We start from the raw sequence: 20,241 nt of genomic DNA on the forward strand, positions 1-20,241 counted from the left end.
TTTTCAGTTGATGGTTTTCAGTTCGTTTAGCCTTTGTCTTGCTCTTTTTACTAAAAACTAAAAACCATCAACTGACCACTAAATCTATTCTTCATACGCCCAGTCGATCCGTTGTTTCAGATCTTTAATGACCAGGCCATTTTGTTTAAATACGGAACGAATCTGATCGACTTTGTCGTATTGTTTCTGCGTTTTGAAATCGCGGTACAGGTCCAGCAAGCCATTGACCAGGGGCTCAAACGCTTCATTACGTTCTTCTTTCAGGCCCAGAATCTCCAGGAAAAACGTGAGATAGGTGGTCTTGAGTTTTTCAAAAACCTCCGCTCCCAGCTGGGCAAATTGACTCTGCCCCATGTACAACTGATTGATTTTCTTCAACAGAGTAAACAGGTTCGCGATGGTAACAGCCGTGTTCAGGTCGTCGTTCATGCCCTCGTAGGCTCCCGCAATGGCTTTCTCGATTTCCTCTACCTGCTTCGGATCGATGCTCACGCTTTCATCGGCCACGTATTCCATTTCGCGGAGCAGACGTAGTCCATTTAACAAACGCTTGTATCCCTTTTGAGCCGCTTTGAGGGCTTCGTTGGAAAAGTCGAGCGTGGAACGGTACTGGCTTTGGAGCATGAAGAACCGGGTCGTCATGGGCGAATACGGCTGTTCGAGCAAATGGTGACTACCGGCAAACAACTCATTGGGCAGGAAGGAATTGCCCAGCGATTTGGACATTTTCTGGCCATTTACCGTCAGCATGTTCGAGTGCATCCAGTACTTCACCGGCGAAACGCCATTCAGGCCCGTACCCTGAGCAATCTCACATTCGTGGTGCGGGAATTTCAGGTCCATCCCACCCCCGTGAATGTCAAACTGCGTACCCAAGTATTTCGTACTCATGCAGGTACATTCCAGGTGCCAGCCTGGGAAGCCCAGTCCCCAGGGGCTTGGCCAACGCATCAGGTGATCGGGAGCGGCTTTTTTCCAAAGAGCAAAATCCAGCGGATTGCGTTTTTCGCCGACGCCATCCAGATCGCGGGTTTCGCTGAGCAGATCTTCCAGAATACGACCAGAAAGTTTTCCGTAATCCTGCCCATTTTGGTTGTACTTTTCAATATCAAAGTACACCGATCCATTGGATTCGTAGGCTAAGCCTTTCTCAATCAAAGCTTTCACCGCTTCAATCTGCTCGACAATATGGCCCGTAGCCGTTGGTTCAATACTCGGTGGCAAGAAGTTAAATTTCGACAACACCTGATGGAAATCGTCCGTATAGCGGTGTACAATCTCCATGGGCTCCAGCTTTTCGAGGCGGGCCATGCGGCCAATTTTATCTTCTCCCTCGTCGCTGTCGCCGGTCAGGTGCCCAACGTCCGTCAGATTACGAACGTACCGAACCTGATAACCAATGTGCCGTAGATACCGTACGAGTACATCAAAGGTGAGGAACGTCCGAACGTTGCCTAGGTGCACGTAATTGTAAACGGTAGGACCGCAGACATACAGGCCCACGTGGGTCGGATGCAGGGGTTGAAAAACTTCTTTTTCCCGAGTCAGGGTATTATAAATCTTCAGGGATTGCATGAACTAAGGGAATTGAATGAGATTGGTACCGAAAGCTCAGTACGCAAAAAAGTGAAACAGTCGAAGATTACTGACCGTTCCAACATCGAAATACGCGGGAAGAAAAAGAAACAGTTGCCACGTGATACAGGGTTTCGCCGCAAAAGTAAGGAAAAGAGTTTCGAGTTTTCCGTTTTCCGTTTAGAGTTTTCAGTGATGGGTTTCGATTCGTCGGATTAAAAATCCGTTACAGGTAGCTTTCGGATTGCAAATCCGAAAGAGCGGGTGTTTGGGTTTTGAATCTAAAAGAGAGCGTTGCTTCAAGCTTAGTACAGCCCCAGGGAAAACTGAAAACCGAAAATGGTAAACTGAAAACTCCCTTATCTTTGACTAAAGATTCTTTTCCAGATACGCCATGTTATTGTTCGAAGTCGGTACCAATCCGAAAGCCCAACGTGAATTTTTGATGTTTCCCGTACGTCTGTATCAGAACGACGCGAATTGGATTCGTCCGCTGGATCAGGACATTGAGTCCGTTTTTGATCCGCAGAAAAACAAAATGTTCAAACATGGGGAATGCATTCGCTGGATTTTACAGAACGACGCCGGACAAACCATTGGCCGGGTAGCCGCTTTCGTTGATCACGACAAAGCTCACCTGGAAGAACAGCCCACGGGCGGAATGGGCTTTTTTGAGTGCATTGAAGACGAAAAAGCCGCCTTTGTTCTTTTCCAGGCGTGTAAGGAATGGCTGGAAAGTAAAGGTATGGAAGCGATGGACGGCCCCGTTAACTTCGGCGAACGCGAGTCTTGGTGGGGACTGATGGTACAGGGCTGGGATCACGAACCGACGTACAAAATGCCCTGGACGAAAGAGTACTACATTCGCTTTTTCGAAACATACGGCTTTCAGGACTACTTCAAGCAGTTTGTCTATACCTCGCCGATTCGGGAAGTGGTGGTTGCTCCGGCGGTGGAAGAAAAAGCCCAGCGGATCTATGCTAATCCGGAATACACCTTTCAACACATCGAAAAAGCCAAACTCGATCAGTATACGGAGGATTTCCGCAGTATTTATAATAAAGCCTGGGCCAAGTTTCCAGGTGTCAAACCGATGAGCAGCGAGCAGGCTGCTTCACTGGTGAAATCCATGAAACCTATTCTGGATGAACAACTGATCTGGTTTGCCTACGCGGGCGGCGAGGCCATTGCTTTCTTTATCGTCATTCCGGACCTGAACCAGATCGTGAAGCACCTCAATGGAAAGTTTGGTCTGGTACAGAAACTCAAGTTACTGTACTTACTTAAATGGAAAAAGGTAGTCACCCGTACCTGCGGATTGATTTTTGGTGTGATTCCAGACTATCAAGGCAAGGGCGTCGAGTCGGCCATTGCTCTGCGTTTCCGTCAGGCTGGGCGTGACAATCCAGACTATCAGTACCATACCATCGACATGAACTGGGTAGGTGATTTTAATCCGCGGATGAACCGCTTCGTTTCTCAATTGGGGACCAAGATTGAAAAAACCTTTATCACGTATCGCTATCTGTTCGACCGTACCAAAGAGTTCAAACGCTGTCCACGGGTATAAGGCTTTGCCTACGCTTGTAAAGATTACCTTCCTTCGGAGGGTAATCTTTTTTTTATTAAAGCGTTCGTACTAAGTAGTCTATCCGAAATTAAAATCTCTTTTCTCATTAAACCCGTCCCCCCTCAACCCCATCCCATTACTGATCTTTCTACGGTGTATGCGTGAACTCTTTACTCCATCCGTCTTTTCATCCGATGAAAAACACGCTTATTCAGTTGAAGCATTTGTATCAGCGGGCGGGCTTTGGAGCGAGTCCCGCTATGTTACAGCAAGCCAGTCGTCATTCCGTTCGGCGTGCGGTACAGGATCTTTTTGATGACGCCCAGACTCCGCGTCCCCTGCACGTAGTCGATCCACAACGAGTAGGCTATTCCCGGAAAGTATTACTGGAAATGGTCCTGCAGAAAGGCCCCCTTTCAGAGGAACAGAAGAAGCAGTATATCCGGCAAATTGATCAGGAAAACCGGGAACTAATCGGGGATCTGAATTACGCCTGGATTACGCAAATGGCATCTGGAACCAGCGTCTTACGCGAAAAAATGACTTTGTTCTGGCATGGGCACTTCGCCTGCCGAAGTCTGAATCCAACGTTCGTACAACGACAGAATAATACCATTCGTCAACATGCCCTAGGCAAGTTCGGCGATCTGCTCCAGGCCGTAGCTCAGGACCCTGCCATGCTTCAGTTTCTGAATAACCAGCAGAACCGGAAGCAAAGTCCGAATGAGAATTTTGCCCGTGAAGTCATGGAATTATTTACGCTGGGCCGGGGTCATTACAGCGAACAGGACATTAAGGAAGCCGCCCGTACATTTACGGGCTGGGGCTTCAATCGCGAAGGAACCTTCGAAATCCGGAAAAATCAGCACGATATCGGTACAAAAACCATTTTCGGAAAAACCGGCCCCTTCGATGGGTCGGACACCCTCTCACTCATCCTGGAACGTCCCGAAACTGCTCCTTTTCTGGTCACTAAAATCTATCGGTATTTTGTCAACGACCGGCCCGATCCGCAAATCATTCAGCCGCTGGCCGCTGGTTTCCGTAAAAAGGACTACGACATCAGTTGGCTAATGCATGAGATCCTCACGTCCGACTGGTTTTATCGTCCTGAAAACATCGGCGTGAACATCAAATCTCCGGTCGAACTACTGGTAGGCTTTCAGCGACAACTGGGCTTGAATTTTGGTCAAAAACAGGCAGTCCTCTACGTTCAGAAAGCTTTGGATCAGGTCCTGTTTTATCCGCCCAACGTGGCGGGCTGGCCGGGCGGTGCTACCTGGATTGATTCCTCCAGTTTACTTTTACGGATGAAGCTGCCCGAAATCATTCTTCAGGCGGCTCAGCTGAATTTTAAAGCCAAAGCCGATGGCGACGTCAACACGGATTACTTAGCGAAACGATCCAATAAGCCTTTTCTCCAAACGCAGTTCGACTGGGAAGCCTTTGCCCAACCCTTCGCCGGGTTGTCAACGGAAGCTTTGCTGGATGCGTTGAGTACGTATTTACTGGCCCGCCCGCTCCTGCCCTCGCAGCGAGATTTGTTACTGAAGCATCGTAAAAATAACGACTTGCAGGACTTCACTTTAGGAATTCTGACTTTGCCCGAGTATCAGCTTTGTTAACGAACACCTCCTCAAAAATGCCTACGCGTATGAATCGAAACGAATTTATTCGCCGCTCGGCTTTGGCTGCGGTCGGAACTTGGCTGATTCCGGATTTTGTGAAAGCGTACGAACGCGATCAGATCAACACGTTTCGCACGAACGATAAGGTGCTGGTCATTGTACAGTTCTCGGGCGGTAACGATGGTTTGAATACCCTCATCCCGTTCCGAAATGACATCTATTACCGCGAACGTCCCAAACTGGCCATCCCCGAAACCAAAGTCCTGAAACTTACGGATGAACTGGCCCTGCACCCGGCCCTTGAGAAACTTCGCTCCTGGTACGATCAGGGATACTTCCGCTTTCTAAACAACGTAGGATACCCCAACCCGGATCGTTCGCATTTTCGTTCGATGGACATCTGGCATACGGCCAGCGATGCCAGCGAATACCGGCAAACGGGCTGGATCGGACGTTACCTGGATGCTCAGTGTTCGGGAACCTGCCAACCGTATCAGGCCCTGGAAATTGACGATCAGCTCAGTTTGTCCATGAAGGGTGAACGCGTCAAAGGACTAGCCGTATCGGACCCTAAACGCCTGTATCAGCAAACGAAAAACCCCTTTTATCAGGAGCTGGCCCGAGCTAATCACGAAGCATACGCGAACGTCGATTACCTCTATAAAACTTTGGCGGAAACGTTGTCTTCATCGGCGTACATCCACGCGAAAACCGATGTCACCAGCACAACGGCTTCTTATCCAACGCACGAACTAGGCCGCCGCCTAAAAACCGTGGCGGACTTTATTCGATCCGGCGTTGATTCCAACGTCTACTACGTTTCCCACGGCAGTTTCGATACGCACGTGAACCAGCAGCCCAAACAGGAACAGTTGCTCAGACAATACGCCGAAGCACTCGATGTTTTTATGCAAGATCTGAAAGCCCAGCATAAACTGGACAAGGTGTTGGTACTGACGTTCAGTGAATTTGGTCGTCGGGTCAAACAGAACGCCTCCAATGGTACCGACCACGGCACGGCCAATTGTGTCTTTTTGGCGGGGGGTAATTTGGCCCTAGATCGACAGTATCAGGCCGTTCCCGATTTAAGCGATCTCGATCAGGGTGATTTGAAATATAAAGTCGATTTTCGTGATCTTTACGCTACCCTACTCGACCATTGGCTGGGAATTAATTCCGTATCCGTACTGGGCAAACCATTCCCGGGCCTGAAGCTCGCCTAGCAGCGAATGATACGTTATATGGACTAAAATACCCTCGTCTAACCGCTAAACCTTATTGTTTGCTTCAGGTTTTCTCAAAGAAAAAGCGTATATTCAGGATGCTAGTAACTCATTCGATTCAATGCTTCAGAAAACCCGGGGTTTAGTACTCAATTACCTGCGTTACCGCGAAACGTCCATCATCGTTAAAATTTATACGGAAGAGTTTGGTCTGCAGACGTACATCGAAAATGGCGTTCGGAGTAGTAAAGGCAAAAACAAAATTGCCCTTTTCCAACCCCTTACCCTGCTCGATCTAGTCGTGTACTTTAAAGAAAGTGCGGGCATTCAACGCATTTCGGAACTCAAGGTCAATCATCCGTACCAGAGTATTCCGTTCGATGTGACCAAGTCGACCATTGCGTTATTTATTACCGAGATTCTGGGCAAGACTCTGAAGGAAGAAAGTAGTAATCCATCCTTGTTTGGCTTTTTACGGGAAAGTCTCCTTTGGCTCGATCAGGCAACCACCGGGTATGAAAACTTCCACGTCTGGTTCCTGCTTCGGTTTAGTTTTTACCTGGGTTTTGAACCCCAATCCGCCCAGCAATTAAGTCAGGAGCTAACCGACGCCGGCTATCGGGTATACGATGAAGAAGCCCTCAGCCGTCTCGATGACCTTCGAACCGATCCCGACACTAAAGTAAGCCGATCCATACGGAATTATTTGCTGGAAATTTTGTTAAAATTCTACGAGCTGCACGTGGATGGCATGGGCGAAGTGCGTTCGTTAGAGGTACTACGAACCATATTTTCGTAAGCATCATACGTCAAACAGGAGCAAAAGCGGAAACTTACGGATCAAGCGTTGGAAAAATTATTGCTTTACTTTGATCAAAATCTAAACAATTTTAGGAACGAGGTTTGTGAGCGTCATAAAATATCGCTACTTTTGCGTTCCAATTTTGAAAAGCACTGATTATTTAACGCAATAGCTCATGGCTAAGAAAGGCAACCGCATTCAGGTAATCCTCGAGTGCACCGAGCAAAAAACTTCAGGCGTTCCGGGCATGTCACGGTACGTAACGGTAAAAAACCGGAAGAACACTACGGCTCGTATCGAACTCAAAAAGTACAACCCTTTCCTGAAGAAGCATACGCTTCACAAGGAAATCAAGTAATTTCAGGCCCCAGTTATTCGTTAGGTGGCTCCTAACCGGCGATAACTGACAACTGGTTAGTGATCCACTGTATAACATTTTACTGAAATGGCAAAGAAAGTAGTAGCAACCCTGAAAAAAGAAGGTGGCGTTAAATACGCTAAAGTCATCAAAGCGGTGAAAAACCCTACGACGGGTGCCTATACCTTCAAAGAAGAAATCGTTCTTCAGGACGAAGCTCAGGCAGCTCTGAAAAACTAGTTGCTTGACTTTAAAAGTCTTGTTCTGATCCTCCGAACATTCTTCGGGGGATTTTTTGTTGTAGATTTGAACGTCGTTATCAGCTGGGACTCCAGGCTCTCGTTATATTCCTGTTGCTTTGTGCCCCAGTACGTTCATAAAACCGATAACTAGCTACCCCGATAACGTAATCTCAAAAATGGGCTTATTCGATTTTTTCAGTAAGAAAAAGGAACAAATCCAACAGGAGCAGGCCGAATCGCTCGACAAAGGATTGGAAAAAACCAAAGATGGATTCTTTTCCAAACTGAGCCGGGCCATTGTCGGTAAATCGAAAGTGGACGAAGAAGTACTCGATGAACTGGAAGAAATTCTCATTTCTTCGGATGTAGGCGTTGAGACTACGGTAAAGATCATTCGTCGCATTGAAGATCGCGTAGCCCGGGATAAGTTTATGAGTACAAGTGAGCTTGATAGCATCCTGCGGGAAGAAATCGCGGTTCTCTTGTCTGAAAATAAATCCGCTGACGTATCGGGTGATTTCGAAACGCCACTAGGCGTCAAACCCTATGTCATCATGGTAGTCGGTGTGAACGGCGTGGGCAAAACCACTACGATCGGAAAACTGGCCGCTCAGTACCATAAAGCCGGTAAGAAAGTAGTACTCGGTGCGGGTGATACCTTCCGGGCCGCCGCCGTAGATCAACTTAAACTTTGGGGGGAACGCGTGGGTGTACCCGTGATCGATCACGGAATGAATACGGACCCCGCTTCCGTAGCGTACGACGCGGTGAAGCAAGGTACGGAAACCGGAGCCGACGTAGTGATTGTCGATACCGCGGGTCGTCTGCATACCAAAGTAAACCTGATGAATGAGCTGGCGAAAATCAAGCGGGTGATGCAGAAGTTTTCGGCAGAAGCTCCTCATGAAGTATTGCTCGTACTCGATGGCTCAACGGGTCAGAATGCGTTCATTCAGGCTCAGGAATTTACCAAAGCCACGGAAGTAACGGCCCTGGCCATTACGAAACTCGATGGTACGGCCAAGGGTGGCGTTGTAATTGGTATTTCCGATCAGTTCAAGATTCCGGTGAAGTACATCGGCGTTGGTGAGCGGATTGAAGATTTGCAGGTGTTTAGCAAACAGACTTTTGTAGAAAGCCTGTTCAAAAAATAAAACTCCCTTTGATTACCGTAAAAAGCTACCCTTTGTGGTAGCTTTTTTTATGTACTTTGCGTTCACCTGATGGTTTAAGCCGTGAAAATTCCCATTCAAAACCTGTACTATCTGCTTTGCTACGCCTGGGATAAACTGGAAGAGCGGGATTTAGTGGCAGTATCGGCTACCGATCAGACATCCTTGCTTGAACTACTGACACAGGTACTCGTGAAAGGAAGCTCGCGACTTTTTAAGCAAGGCATGGTTCATACCTATGAACCTGAGCAAGTTACGTTGCCAACTATACGCGGAAAGTTGTTGTTTACGGAAAGCCTTCAGAAAAATGAATTCAGGTACGGACGGGCCGTATGTGAGATTGATCAGTATACGCCCAACCACGCAGTCCATCAAATTCTGAAAAGTACCTTTCGTCGCTTACTGAAACTTAAAACCTCCCCGTTCCAGTCTTCCGTACGGCATCTCTACACGCGTATGCAAGGCATCGATGAGATCAGACTAACCGACCGGGTCTTTCGCCAAACAGCTTTACCCCGTACGCAATTACCGTACCGTTTTCTACTAAACGTATGCGAGCTGATTCATAAAAACTTGCTGGTGGACGAAGCAACGGGTCAGTATCAGTTTCAGGATTTCTGGCGGGATGAAAAACAGATGGCGGGCTTGTTCGAAGCCTTCGTTCGAAACTTTTATCGCTACGAACTCCCACAGTGGCGGGTACGCCGGGAAACCATTCACTGGCAACTGAAAGCCAATGAAACGGATCAGACGCTATTACCGCTCATGCAAACGGACTTAACGCTGGAACGAGACGATCGAAAAATCATCATCGATACGAAATACTACGCGGACACCTTTCAGCGGCGTTTTGAGACCCGCAAAATTCATTCCCCGCATTTGTACCAGTTGTTTGCGTATTTGAAAAACCAGCCCACTTCTGCTACGGGTATCTTACTGTATCCTACCGTTACAGAATCCGTATCGGCAACGTTTACGGATCAGTCGCACCAGATTCGGGTACATACGCTCAATCTGAATCAACATTGGAGAGGCATTCGACAGGAATTAGTGGCCTTCGTGCATTGATTGATTTTTTATAGGGCACCAGAATCAATCTAATCCGCATCAAGGTACGACTAAAAATCTGCTTAGAGGGCTGGGCAAACATCTAAAATCTGCTTTACTCCAGCAGTAATCAACCAAAAATGCCAGCCTCTAGGCTGGCATTTTTGGTTGATTACTGGCTTTATTTCGTTGGCTCTTTCCACTCGTTTAGTTCAATCTGATAGCCATCGGGATCGGGTACGTAAATCTGCTTCACGCCATCGAAACGCACCTGCGAATGGTAGGGCAGATTTTTGCTCTTTAAAAAAGCCTCTGCTTTATCGATCGATTCTACAAAAACAGCAAAGTGACTCCCGTTTCTGTCGTTGTATACCGGAGTCGTGCGTCCGGCCATCAGGTGAATTTGTTGATCGGGACCGATTTTAAACCACGAACGGATGGCTTTCAGATTATCGGGCACTTCAATACGTTCCAGGCCCAGAATTTCCGAATAAAATTTCGTGGAAACCGGTAAGTCCTTCACCTGCAAAGCCAGGTGATTGTGTTTGATAACGCCCAGTTTTTCCTGAGCTGAAGCGGCCAGACTCATGACTGTAAGACTAAATAGAATTAGTAGGGTACGCATATAAAGTAGAAGTTAGAGGTACAAAAAAAGTCGTTACCCCGAATGCTTACACTCCAGGGTAACGACTTTGTAATTCTTTTTAGATCAAGGGATGGGCAGCACTTTGCTTTCCTTGAACGTAGACAGGATGACCATCGTTTGGGTGCTGGCTACCTCTTCAATTTCATTGATTTTTTCCAGCATCAGACGTTGGTAGGAAGCAATGTCTTTTGAAATTACTTTCAGCAGAAAATCACCGGAACCTGTAATGTGGTGACATTCTACCACTTCAGGAATTTCATTGATTTTCTCTACAAAAGAATCCGTTACCTGTTTTTTGTGACCTACCAGCGTGATCTGTACGAAGGTCGTTACGCCTAAGCCTACTTTCTCCCGATCCAGTTGAGCGTGGTAGCTCTGAATGATACCGGAAGTTTCTAATTTTTTAACCCGTTCCAAGGTTGGTGCGGGTGACAAGCCAATTTCTTTAGAAAGTTGAGCGTTCGTAATCTTGGCATTCGACTGAAGTATTTCAAGAACTTTGCGGTCGATGTGATCGAGTTTCTGAAGTGTGTTCATATGCTATACGCAGAGGGCGAAAATATTATTTGGTGGATAGCTTAACTTTCGCTCACAAATTTCACAAATATACGGCAATTAAGCACGATTGTAAAATATAATTTTTTTTAATGTCTAAATATTAGTGTAATATCTTAATAAAACCTTAATCTGCTAAACAAAGATTATTTTCAGTAGTTCTTTCATTTTCACACTTTTAGGACCATTTTCCTTAAATGGGGTGCAAATGTCGGTAATTCTTTAGCCTTAATGTACTATATATAGTATTATTTTTTTAAAAACAGGTTTTACTTCTCTCTTTCGAAGAAGAATCGTTTGCTAGCGAAACAGCTAATTTTGAAAAAGCCCCGTACCGATGTCGTTATCCCCTATCGACTTTGACGGGGCTCGGGTGTATCTTTGCGGTACTCACTTACTGTTGATCGTCCTTGTTATTTCGAGAAGTTCCCGGTTTAGAAGCTTTAAAAGAAACGCTGATTCAGTCGGTTACGAGTCAGCATGTGGCTCATGCCCAGTTGTTTCACGGCCCGAGTGGCAGTGGAAACCTGGCACTGGCTCTGGCCTATGCCACGTACCTGAATTGTGAAGATCGGCAGGCTACGGATGCCTGTGGCCGTTGTGCTTCCTGCGTAAAAATGCAGAAACTGGCTCACCCCGACGTGCATCACATCTTTCCGGTTGCCATTACCAAAAAGATCAAGGATAACGAATCCGATGCGTACATGCCCCTGTGGCGGGAATTTGTGGCGGCTCAGCCCTTCGGTACGCTCTCCGACTGGCTTACGTTCATTGGCGTGGAAGGCAATCGACAGGGAAACATTTCGGCGGAGGAAGCCCGTAACGTCATTCGGAAAATTTCGCTGAAAGCCTACGAAGGCGAATACAAGATTCTGATGCTCTGGCAGCCTGAATTGCTGAATGTATACTCGGCCAATGCCCTGCTGAAAATTCTGGAAGAACCACCCGCTAAAACGATTTTCCTGCTGGTCTGTACGGATGCCAACCGATTACTGACGACCATTATTTCACGGACGCAACGCGTCGGGGTTCCCGCTTTTACGGAAGAAGAAGTAAGCCGGTATTTACAGGACAAAGCGGGAACGGAAGAAAAACGAGCCCGCCATCTGGCCTATCTGGCCGAAGGCAATCTGGGATACGCCTTGCAACTCGCTCAGGGCGAGGGCAATGACGATCAGCCCTGGTTTGCTCAGTGGATGCGGCATTGTTACCGAGGCGTACCGGCTTTTGGCGATCTGATCAAGCTGGCTGACGAGTTTGATACGCAACCGAAAGAGCAGCAGAAAAGCCTGATGGAGTACAGCCTGAACCTGTTTCGGGATTTGATGCTCTGGCAGAACGGGGCTCAGGAGCTGGTCCGGCTCGACGGGGAAGAACTGACCTTTGTTCAGAATTTCTCGAAAGTCATTCCTCCGGAACGTATCCCCCTGATTACGGAGGAATTAAATGCGGCATTTTTTCACCTGGAACGGAACGTTCGGGCTAAAATGATTTTTATGGATTTGTCCCTGACGCTCGCCCGGTTGATGCGGAAGTAAGTCAGGGAAAGAGGTTTGATAAGGTTTAAGTGCGTTTGAACGTTTCATGAGGTTTAAAGTTTGCGGGCACGAACAAGGCGACTGAAACATTAAACCTGTCTCAAACTTTAAACTTTATCATACCCATTCAAACCTATATTCTTATACAAGATTTACAATGAAAGTTAGCATAGGATCACGCGGATCAAAACTGGCCTTATGGCAAGCCGAATACGTAGCTGAACAGTTACGACAGGGTGGCATGGACCCTGAAATTGTAATTATTGATACCAAAGGCGATAAAATACTGGATCGGTCCCTTTCCAAAATTGGATCAAAAGGGGTCTTCACCGAAGAACTGGAAGAACAACTCCGAACCGGTGCCATTGATATTGCCCAGCACTCCGCGAAAGACTTGCAATCGTCCCTGCCGGATGATCTGGAAATTCTGGCTTTTACCCCCCGCGAAGCCGTCAACGATGTACTGGTCAGCTTCAATACCGAACTTTCGCTGGAGTCAGGAGAGCCTTTTGTGGTGGGAACCTCTAGTACGCGTCGGGTAGCTACATTGAAGCGGTATTATCCGCACATCAAAGTGGTAGATATGCGGGGGAATCTGCAAACCCGTCTCGAAAAACTGAAAAATGGTGCCTGCGATGCCTTGCTGCTGGCTTACGCCGGCGTCCACCGCATGGGCTACGAGGAGTACATTGCCGAACATTTGCCGACGGACGTCTTCACGCCGGCAGTGGGTCAGGGTAGCGTAGCCATCGAATGTGCCGTGGGTCTGGACGCCACTAAAAAAGCCCGGATTCGGGAATTGCTGAACGACCCGGTAACGGAAAGCTGCATTCGGGCCGAACGGATCTTCCTGGCAACCTTACAGGGTGGTTGTAGCATTCCGGTTTTTGGTCTGGCTTCTCATTTCAATGGCCGGGTTAGTCTGACGGCGGGTCTGGTTTCCCTCGATGGTACGCAGGAATTACGCCGTACGGAAATTGCCGATACAGCTCAGGCAAACCTGATGGCTCAACGCCTGGCCGATCAGCTGGTGGCTCAGGGCGGTGGCAATATTCTGCGAGAAATCCGGGCGGGCCTGGCTCAATAATCCATCACAACGAACTTTTGGAAGCATACGTTATGACCTTATCGAACGCTGTTTTGAAGAGCAAATGGATCGGCGTGTTACTGCTTTGTTCCTTTTGTTCCTTCGCTCAAAAACGCGAGAACCTGATTACGATTGACACGAAGTACGGCCCCATCCGGCTGATTCTTCACGATCAGACGCCCAAGCACAAGGCTAATTTTCTCAAGCTTACAAAAGAGCACTTCTACGACGGTGTACTCTTTCATCGGGTCATTCCAGCCTTTATGATTCAGGGCGGCGACCCAAAATCGAAACAGGCAACGGCGGATGAAATGCTAGGCGACGGCGATGTCGGCTATACCATTCCAGCGGAGTTTGTACCCGAGCTTTTTCATCAACGCGGAGCCGTTGCCGCCGCCCGCGACAATAACCCGCAGAAAGCGTCGTCGGGTTGTCAGTTTTACATTGTTCAGGGAAAAACCTACGACGATACTTCGCTCGAAACCCAGGCCCGCCGGGCCGGACGAGTTCTGACCGACGCTCAGAAACAGGTGTACAAAACTAAAGGTGGTACTCCCTGGCTGGATGGAAATTACACCGTTTTCGGGCAGGTCATCGAGGGTATGGCGGCCGTAGATAGTATTGCTGCTCAACCCCGAAACGAAGCTAATCGCCCCGATACGAATGTGGCGATGCTAAAGGTGACTAGTAAAAAAATGCGTAAGAAAAAAATAACTCGACTATACGGTTACACTTTTCCCAAGTAAGTCTTCTACTTTTGTACACCGCCACTCCTATCTATTCTTTCTTCGTCATGACGCCTAAAAAAATATTGATTACCGGCACGAACGGTCTGCTTGGTCAGAAACTCATTACTCTCTTACATCAAAATCCCGACATTCAACTGATTGCTACGGCTCGTGGAGCCAATCGTCTGCCCTTTACGGATGGCTACGAGTACCACGAAATGGACATTACCGATCCAGCTCAGGTAGCCATCGTCATGGAAACGGTACGCCCCGATGCCGTCATTCATGCCGCAGCGATGACCAACGTGGACCAGTGCGAATTCGAAAAAGAGCTGTGCTGGAAAATGAATGTACTGGCGGTAGAATACCTCGTCGAAGCCTGTCAGAAATACGATACGTTCCTCTGCCACGTTTCCACGGACTTCATTTTTGATGGTGTCAACGGGCCTTATCCTGAAGAGGCTCAACCCAGTCCGCTAAGCTTCTATGGCTGGAGCAAGTACGCCGCCGAAGAAGTCGTAAAACGTTCCAACATTCGCTGGGCGATTGCCCGTACGGTGCTGGTGTACGGCATCGCGGCGGACATGAGCCGGAGCAATATTATCCTCTGGGTGAAAAAATCACTCGAAGAAGGCAAAACCATCAAGGTGGTTACGGATCAGTTCCGTTCACCGACGCTGGCCGAAGACCTGGCGATGGGTTGCTGGCTGATTGCCAAACAGGAAGCCCTGGGCATTTTCAACATTTCCGGTAAGGAAGTGATGACGCCCTACGAGATGGCCATAGCCACCGCGGAGTATTTCAATCTCGATAAATCACTCATTACTGAAGCCGATTCGAGCACCTTTACGCAACCCGCCAAGCGTCCGCCGCGGACGGGTTTCATTCTCGACAAAGCTCGCAACGTACTAGGTTACGAACCGCATAGCTTTACGGAAGGAATCGCCATTTTGGCGGAACAGGTGGCTGAACGCGTATAAGGCCTTTTAGAGTTTGGAACGCGGACGGAACCATTCGTCCGCGTTCTTTTTTTGTATGCCATGAAATCCCTGGAAGAGCAACTCAATACGTACGGACGCGAACGGCGTCCCTGCCTCTTCATTCTTGACTTTGAAAATCAGTACCCGCTGATCTGGCCGCTGGACGACGTACCGGAGGCAGACGTCTGGTACGATCTAAACGGTCGGACTAACGTTTCTGCCGAACCTACTGTTTCAACTGGTTTTTCGTTTACAAAAGAGCCCCTGCCTTTCGCGGCATTCGAAGAAAAATTCAGGTACGTTCATCAGGAGTTGAAAAATGGAAATTCCTTTTTAACCAACCTGACCGCCCGTACCCGCGTTCATACTTCACTGGGTTTTCAGGACATTTTTCAGCAAAGTAAGGCTCGATACAAGCTCTGGCTTTCGAAATCACTCTTAGAAAAAGCCGGGCCTCCGTTTCAGAAAGAAGTACTCTGTTTTTCTCCCGAAATCTTCGTGCGTATTCAGGATGAGTTGATTTCCAGTCACCCCATGAAGGGTACGCTGGACGCTTCCCTCCCCAATGCCCGTGAACAGCTACTGGCCGACGCGAAGGAACGCTTTGAACACGCCACCATCGTCGATTTGATTCGCAACGATCTGGCTCAGATTACCACCGAACGCTGGGTCGAACGGTTTCGATACGTGGAGGAAGTGCCCACGCACGAGAAAACGCTGTTGCAGGTAAGTTCTGAAATCAAAGGCCGTTTACCCGAAGACTGGCAGAGCCAGCTTGGTTCGCTGCTTTTGAAATTACTACCCGCTGGTTCGATCACAGGAGCTCCCAAACCCAAAACCGTGGAAATTATCCAGCAGGCCGAACAGGAACCCCGCGGGTACTACACCGGGATCGTAGGCCTTTTTGACGGGAAAAAACTAGATTCTGGCGTACTGATTCGTTTTCTGGAACAGACTAATGACGGTACGTTCTTCCGTTCCGGCGGCGGTATTACTTTTCTGAGCGAAGCCGAAAAAGAGTACCAGGAACTGATCGATAAGGTCTATCTCCCTTTTTCATAAAGGGATGTGTTTCAGACGCAGCGGAATAATCTCTGCTTCTATTTCTTTCCCTTTTCAACCTTCAACCCTTAAACTTTCAAACCCTCAAACTCGAAACCTATGCAATTACTCGAAACCATCCGTGTAGCCGATGGTGAACTAGAAAACCTGTTTTACCATCAGCAACGCATCTACAAAAGCCGGAAAGATTTGTTTGGAGCGACGGATCGCTGGGATCTGGAAGAGCTAATTTCCGTACCCGATACCCTGGATGCGAAGAATATCTACCGCTGTCGGGTTTTGTACGGAGCGGAAGCAATTGAACAGGTAGAATTTATTCCATATACGATTCGTGCGGTTCAGTCTTTCCAGTTAATGGAAGCCTCAGATTTAACATATGCTTACAAATTCGCCGATCGTACGGCTTTGGAGTCCTTAGCGAAAGCGGCGGCGGCGGATGAAATTCTGATCGTGCGAAACGGTCTGCTTACCGATACCAGCTACGCGAATATTGCCCTTTCCGATGGTCAGGAATGGTATACACCCCATCAACCCCTGCTGGAAGGTACGCGGCGGGCGGCATTGCTAGCCAGTGGTCAGTTGATTCCCGAACGTTTATCCGTTGATGATTTGCGGTACTTCAAGGAAATTCGCTGGTTCAATGCCATGATTCCCTGGGAACTAGCCCCCAGCCTGCCGGTTTCGGCGATTCGCTAAGCTTACTTTCTCCGTTTGGGTTCGTAGATGATCCGAATGAACGAACTGACCGGAGCTTTGTGCGTCAGGGAGATACTGCTCACCAGTCCAACCAATAGATTCTTCTTTAAAGCAAACCGTACCTGCGGCCGCAGGATATGCTCGGCGGGGTCATTGTACCATTCCGCCCCGACAAATGCCTTACCCACGACATAATGCACGGCCAGGTTTACCTGATACCCCGTAGATCGCAGCGACTGTCCTGCCTGCTTCTCGCCGCCCCAGGCCGTGTACAAAAGCGTATGTACGTGCGAGCCCCAGCGTTTCGCGGCTACGGCGAAGGGAAATCCGCATTCGGCGGAAATGCCCCGTTGCAGTTCCAGCTCGTTGGTATAGCCTACGGCCAATGAAGTTTGCCAGCGTTCGATCACAGCGTAGGTCCATTGTACGGAGGTTTTCAGGCTTTGTACGGAAACGGTGGAACGCCGTCCGTCTTCAAATTGCGGTTTTTGTACCTGAAAGGGGATTTCCACTTCCAGCCCCAGTCGGTTGATGGGTGCAAATTCGTATTCAATGAACGGGTGCCACTGCGAAACGCCCGCCTTTCGCTGAAAACTGGTTCCTACGTTCCACTCCCGCTCGCCTTTACGGGCTCCGAGGTCGCGTACCAAGTCCAGATACAGAGGTTCGGCGTGAGAGATTTTGACGGGCTTCACGGGCGTCGGTACCTGCGTCGTATCCTGAGCGACGGCAGTGCAGGCTTTCCAGCAAAGAAGAATAAGCAGTAGATATTTCATGGCTTTGTGAACGATTACGTCACAAAGCTCCGGAGTCTTTCTGGAAGGAATCTGGAATAAACTCAATCGTAATCTGGAACTGATGTTCAGTAGTTTCGATCACGGGTGTGTAGTGGTACGCCTCACAAATGGACTTGACAATTGCCAAACCCAGCCCCAAAGATTGTCGCTGGGGACTTTCCTTGACGAAGCGTTCGAACAGAGCTTCGGTTTTACCCGTAATGGGTCGGGCCGTATTGGCAATACTCAGCTTTTGATCGCTTACATGAATTTGTACCGAACCGTTTTGCGTCGCGTGTAGCATCGCATTTCGGACCAGGTTCCGAAGCAGAATTTCAATCAGATGCACATTTGCCCGTAGCTGCATTGTTTCATCCAGTTGCAGATCAAGCTGTAATTCCTTTTCCTCGCTGAGGTATTCGTATTCCCCTACCAGTCGCCGCACGATGGGAGCCAAGGCGACATTTTCAACATCGGCGTACTGCTGATTACTGATTTTGGTCATCAGCAATAGAGCTTTATTCAGGGCTGATAAACGTTCGAGTTGCTCGGTCAGCAGTCCCAGAGCCCGGGCGTCTTTTTCTTGTAAATCCGGGTTTTGGATCAGTTCTTCGGCCTGGTGCAAAGCGATGGCAAGCGGCGTCTGGATTTCGTGCGAGGCATTTTCCACAAACTGCTTCTGCTGCTGGTACGACCGTCGATTGACTTCGGCCAGCGTACTTACGACCTGGGTCAGTTCCTGAAATTCAAGAATTGAACTCGTCGGTAAGTGCAGGGCATCCGGCTGATCGACCCGGAAGTGTTTCAACTGATCAAGGGTCTGATAGAAAGGTCGCCACAAGCGTTTTTGCAGGAGAAAATTCACGAGAAAGCCCAGTAAAACCAGGGCGGCACATACCCAAGCCGTACTGTAAGCAATGACTTCGCCCATATCTTCCAGATCGAGCAGGGACGCTTCGATGCGAAGGCGGTAGTACTGATCGCGGTGTTTGAATTTGGTCACGAGCTGGCGGTGCGGCTCCTGCTCTTTTTCGATCAGCTCGTATAATTCAATGTCCTCAAAATGTTCGTTGAGGTGTTTGTACTCCGTTTTGGAAATGGGCTCGATAGTAAATCCCGCGTACAGGGGTGGGTTTTCCACGACAGTCTGCGACTGCAATCCGGCAAGAATTTCGAGTTTCCGGTTCAGCAGTTCCTCATCAATTTCGTCGTGTACTTCCTCACTTACCTGATCATAGATGTACAGCCCGCTGATGACCAGAGCCAACAGCAGCAGCAGGGTACTAATCAGCGTACTGCGATTGAGAAGTCTCATACTTAGTGGGGAGAAAACTTGTAGCCGATGCCGTATACCGTTTGAATGGTCAGTTCGTAGCCAACCTGAGTAAACCGTTTGCGGAGATTTTTAATCTGGGAATAAATGAAATCGTAGGAATCCGACTGATCGGAGTTATCACCCCAGACGTGCTCGGCCAGGGCCGATTTCTTGATTACGCGGTTTTGATTGGTTACAAAAACCATCAGTAAGTCAAATTCCTTGCGATTGAGCAGTACTTCTTCCCCGTTAAAAAAAACCGTTCGGGCTTCCGTATCAATCGTCAGCGAACCCACCTGCATGGTATCCGAGCCTTCAAACTTCAACCTTCGCAGTACCGACTTTAGCCGGGCGTTCAGTTCCGATAAATGGAAGGGTTTGGGCAGGTAGTCGTCAGCTCCGAGGTCCAGTCCGGTCAGTTTATCCTCCAGCGAATCTTTGGCCGAAATCACAATGGCTCCGGTGGATTTATGGCTTTCCTTGAGTTGTCGCAGTAAATCCAATCCACTCCCACCGGGCAACATAATGTCGATCAATACACAGTCGTACGCGTACAAAGCCAGCTTCTCTTCGGCTTCGTCGTAGGTAACAGCCAGCTCGCATACGTGCCCTTCTCCGCCCAAGAAGCGGGAAATGGTCTCATAGAGGCCGGGTTCGTCTTCAATCAATAGAATTTTCATGGGGCTTCGGAAAAGTACCAAAGTACGCGTTTAATTCTGGAAAGAATCTGAAATTTGCTCCGCACCAGGTAAGGCTTCGCTGGAGATTTCAGGGTCTTTGGCATAGACTTATTCTGATTCCATTGGTTTATGTTTGAGTAAGCATAAAGCGAACTTCGTCTTTTCAATGAAGCTTTATAGAGCGTTGAAGATTCGTTATTCACCTAGACGGAGTTTGGTCCCGCAGGTAAGGCTGGCTAGTAGCCTGTGGTCCACTCCACGACTAACGACAGCCTGCTTCGAGCCACCGCATTGCAGCTGTCGTAGGTCGTTCCGCGGTCCACAGGCGGGAGAGGTTTTCTTCTTGTGACAATTGATCAATAATTGATTAATTGTTAGACGTTGGTGATTGTTAAAGTTCAATCGGAAACCTTCATGGACGACTTACATCCAGGCCCCGTCCTATCGCGATAAGCTGCCTATTTCTTCAGCAATGGGATGGCCTGGAGCAGGAGGAAATCAGCAGCGTTCGCGATACGGACTAAATGGTCAGCCGTACTTGCGGGACGAAAAACATACTTT

General features: G+C 48.5%; 20 protein-coding genes. 14 read left to right on the forward strand and 6 right to left on the reverse strand.

Annotated features, from left to right (window positions below):
* Nucleotides 1–84 precede the first annotated feature (84 nt).
* Nucleotides 85–1,575, reverse strand: a complete 1,491-nt coding sequence (gene cysS, locus C5O19_RS13660) for a cysteine--tRNA ligase (RefSeq protein ID WP_104713073.1) — start codon at nt 1,573–1,575, stop codon at nt 85–87.
* Between the two features lie 394 nt (nt 1,576–1,969).
* Here cysS and C5O19_RS13670 point away from each other — a divergent pair, with 394 nt between their 5' ends.
* From C5O19_RS13670 to C5O19_RS13705, 8 genes are all read left to right on the forward strand, one after another.
* Nucleotides 1,970–3,145 (forward strand): hypothetical protein, encoded by a 1,176-nt coding sequence (locus C5O19_RS13670; RefSeq protein ID WP_104713078.1) that lies wholly within the window; start codon nt 1,970–1,972, stop codon nt 3,143–3,145.
* 194 nt (nt 3,146–3,339) lie between these two features.
* Entirely contained in the window at nt 3,340–4,770 is a 1,431-nt protein-coding gene (locus C5O19_RS13675) for a DUF1800 domain-containing protein (protein WP_104713080.1), read from the forward strand.
* Between the two features lie 29 nt (nt 4,771–4,799).
* Nucleotides 4,800–5,996, forward strand: coding sequence for a DUF1501 domain-containing protein (locus C5O19_RS13680; RefSeq protein ID WP_104713082.1), 1,197 nt, complete (start codon nt 4,800–4,802; stop codon nt 5,994–5,996).
* Nucleotides 5,997–6,117: 121 nt separating this feature from the next.
* Entirely contained in the window at nt 6,118–6,795 is a 678-nt protein-coding gene (gene recO, locus C5O19_RS13685; RefSeq protein ID WP_094808281.1) for a DNA repair protein RecO, read from the forward strand.
* Between the two features lie 178 nt (nt 6,796–6,973).
* Entirely contained in the window at nt 6,974–7,156 is a 183-nt protein-coding gene (gene rpmG, locus C5O19_RS13690; RefSeq protein ID WP_094808282.1) for a 50S ribosomal protein L33, read from the forward strand.
* An 87-nt stretch (nt 7,157–7,243) separates the two neighbouring features.
* Complete coding sequence (locus C5O19_RS13695) at nt 7,244–7,396, forward strand: DUF4295 domain-containing protein (RefSeq protein ID WP_094808283.1); 153 nt, start codon at nt 7,244–7,246, stop codon at nt 7,394–7,396.
* A gap of 178 nt (nt 7,397–7,574) precedes the next feature.
* Nucleotides 7,575–8,552, forward strand: coding sequence for a signal recognition particle-docking protein FtsY (ftsY, locus tag C5O19_RS13700; protein WP_094808284.1), 978 nt, complete (start codon nt 7,575–7,577; stop codon nt 8,550–8,552).
* Nucleotides 8,553–8,633: 81 nt separating this feature from the next.
* The gene (locus tag C5O19_RS13705; RefSeq protein ID WP_104713084.1) at nt 8,634–9,638 is read left to right on the forward strand and encodes a 5-methylcytosine restriction system specificity protein McrC; all 1,005 of its coding nucleotides are present in this window, start codon (nt 8,634–8,636) and stop codon (nt 9,636–9,638) included.
* A gap of 160 nt (nt 9,639–9,798) precedes the next feature.
* Here the strand turns inward: C5O19_RS13705 and C5O19_RS13710 are convergent, their stop codons facing one another.
* On the reverse strand, nt 9,799–10,242 hold the full coding sequence (locus C5O19_RS13710) for a VOC family protein (protein ID WP_104713086.1): 444 nt from the start codon (nt 10,240–10,242) through the stop codon (nt 9,799–9,801).
* Between the two features lie 84 nt (nt 10,243–10,326).
* On the reverse strand, nt 10,327–10,800 hold the full coding sequence (locus C5O19_RS13715; RefSeq protein ID WP_094808287.1) for an Lrp/AsnC family transcriptional regulator: 474 nt from the start codon (nt 10,798–10,800) through the stop codon (nt 10,327–10,329).
* A gap of 428 nt (nt 10,801–11,228) precedes the next feature.
* Here C5O19_RS13715 and holB point away from each other — a divergent pair, with 428 nt between their 5' ends.
* From holB to C5O19_RS13745, 6 genes are all read left to right on the forward strand, one after another.
* Nucleotides 11,229–12,356, forward strand: a complete 1,128-nt coding sequence (gene holB / locus C5O19_RS13720) for a DNA polymerase III subunit delta' (RefSeq protein WP_104713088.1) — start codon at nt 11,229–11,231, stop codon at nt 12,354–12,356.
* Nucleotides 12,357–12,513: 157 nt separating this feature from the next.
* A complete protein-coding gene (gene hemC, locus C5O19_RS13725; RefSeq protein WP_104713090.1) occupies nt 12,514–13,443 on the forward strand; it encodes a hydroxymethylbilane synthase in 930 nt (309 codons plus the stop codon).
* 32 nt (nt 13,444–13,475) lie between these two features.
* Nucleotides 13,476–14,189: a peptidylprolyl isomerase gene (locus C5O19_RS13730; RefSeq protein WP_102201089.1), complete on the forward strand. Its 714-nt coding sequence runs from the start codon at nt 13,476–13,478 to the stop codon at nt 14,187–14,189.
* Between the two features lie 47 nt (nt 14,190–14,236).
* Nucleotides 14,237–15,151: an SDR family oxidoreductase gene (locus C5O19_RS13735; protein ID WP_104713092.1), complete on the forward strand. Its 915-nt coding sequence runs from the start codon at nt 14,237–14,239 to the stop codon at nt 15,149–15,151.
* A 60-nt stretch (nt 15,152–15,211) separates the two neighbouring features.
* Nucleotides 15,212–16,213, forward strand: coding sequence for an aminodeoxychorismate synthase component I (locus C5O19_RS13740; RefSeq protein WP_104713095.1), 1,002 nt, complete (start codon nt 15,212–15,214; stop codon nt 16,211–16,213).
* A gap of 99 nt (nt 16,214–16,312) precedes the next feature.
* A complete protein-coding gene (locus tag C5O19_RS13745) occupies nt 16,313–16,909 on the forward strand; it encodes an aminotransferase class IV (RefSeq protein ID WP_104713097.1) in 597 nt (198 codons plus the stop codon).
* Between the two features lie 2 nt (nt 16,910–16,911).
* On the opposite strand, the gene C5O19_RS13750 is transcribed toward C5O19_RS13745, so the two are convergent.
* Genes C5O19_RS13750 through C5O19_RS13760 form a run of 3 tightly spaced genes read right to left on the reverse strand, consistent with a single transcriptional unit; the run spans nt 16,912 to nt 19,680 of the window.
* Nucleotides 16,912–17,685, reverse strand: coding sequence for an HAEPLYID family protein (locus C5O19_RS13750; RefSeq protein WP_104713099.1), 774 nt, complete (start codon nt 17,683–17,685; stop codon nt 16,912–16,914).
* A 19-nt stretch (nt 17,686–17,704) separates the two neighbouring features.
* The gene (locus C5O19_RS13755; protein WP_104713101.1) at nt 17,705–19,000 is read right to left on the reverse strand and encodes a sensor histidine kinase; all 1,296 of its coding nucleotides are present in this window, start codon (nt 18,998–19,000) and stop codon (nt 17,705–17,707) included.
* Between the two features lie 2 nt (nt 19,001–19,002).
* On the reverse strand, nt 19,003–19,680 hold the full coding sequence (locus tag C5O19_RS13760) for a response regulator transcription factor (protein WP_104713103.1): 678 nt from the start codon (nt 19,678–19,680) through the stop codon (nt 19,003–19,005).
* Nucleotides 19,681–20,241 lie beyond the last annotated feature (561 nt).

Origin of the sequence: Siphonobacter curvatus, from assembly GCF_002943425.1 — a bacterium.
Classification (GTDB): domain Bacteria; phylum Bacteroidota; class Bacteroidia; order Cytophagales; family Spirosomataceae; genus Siphonobacter; species Siphonobacter curvatus.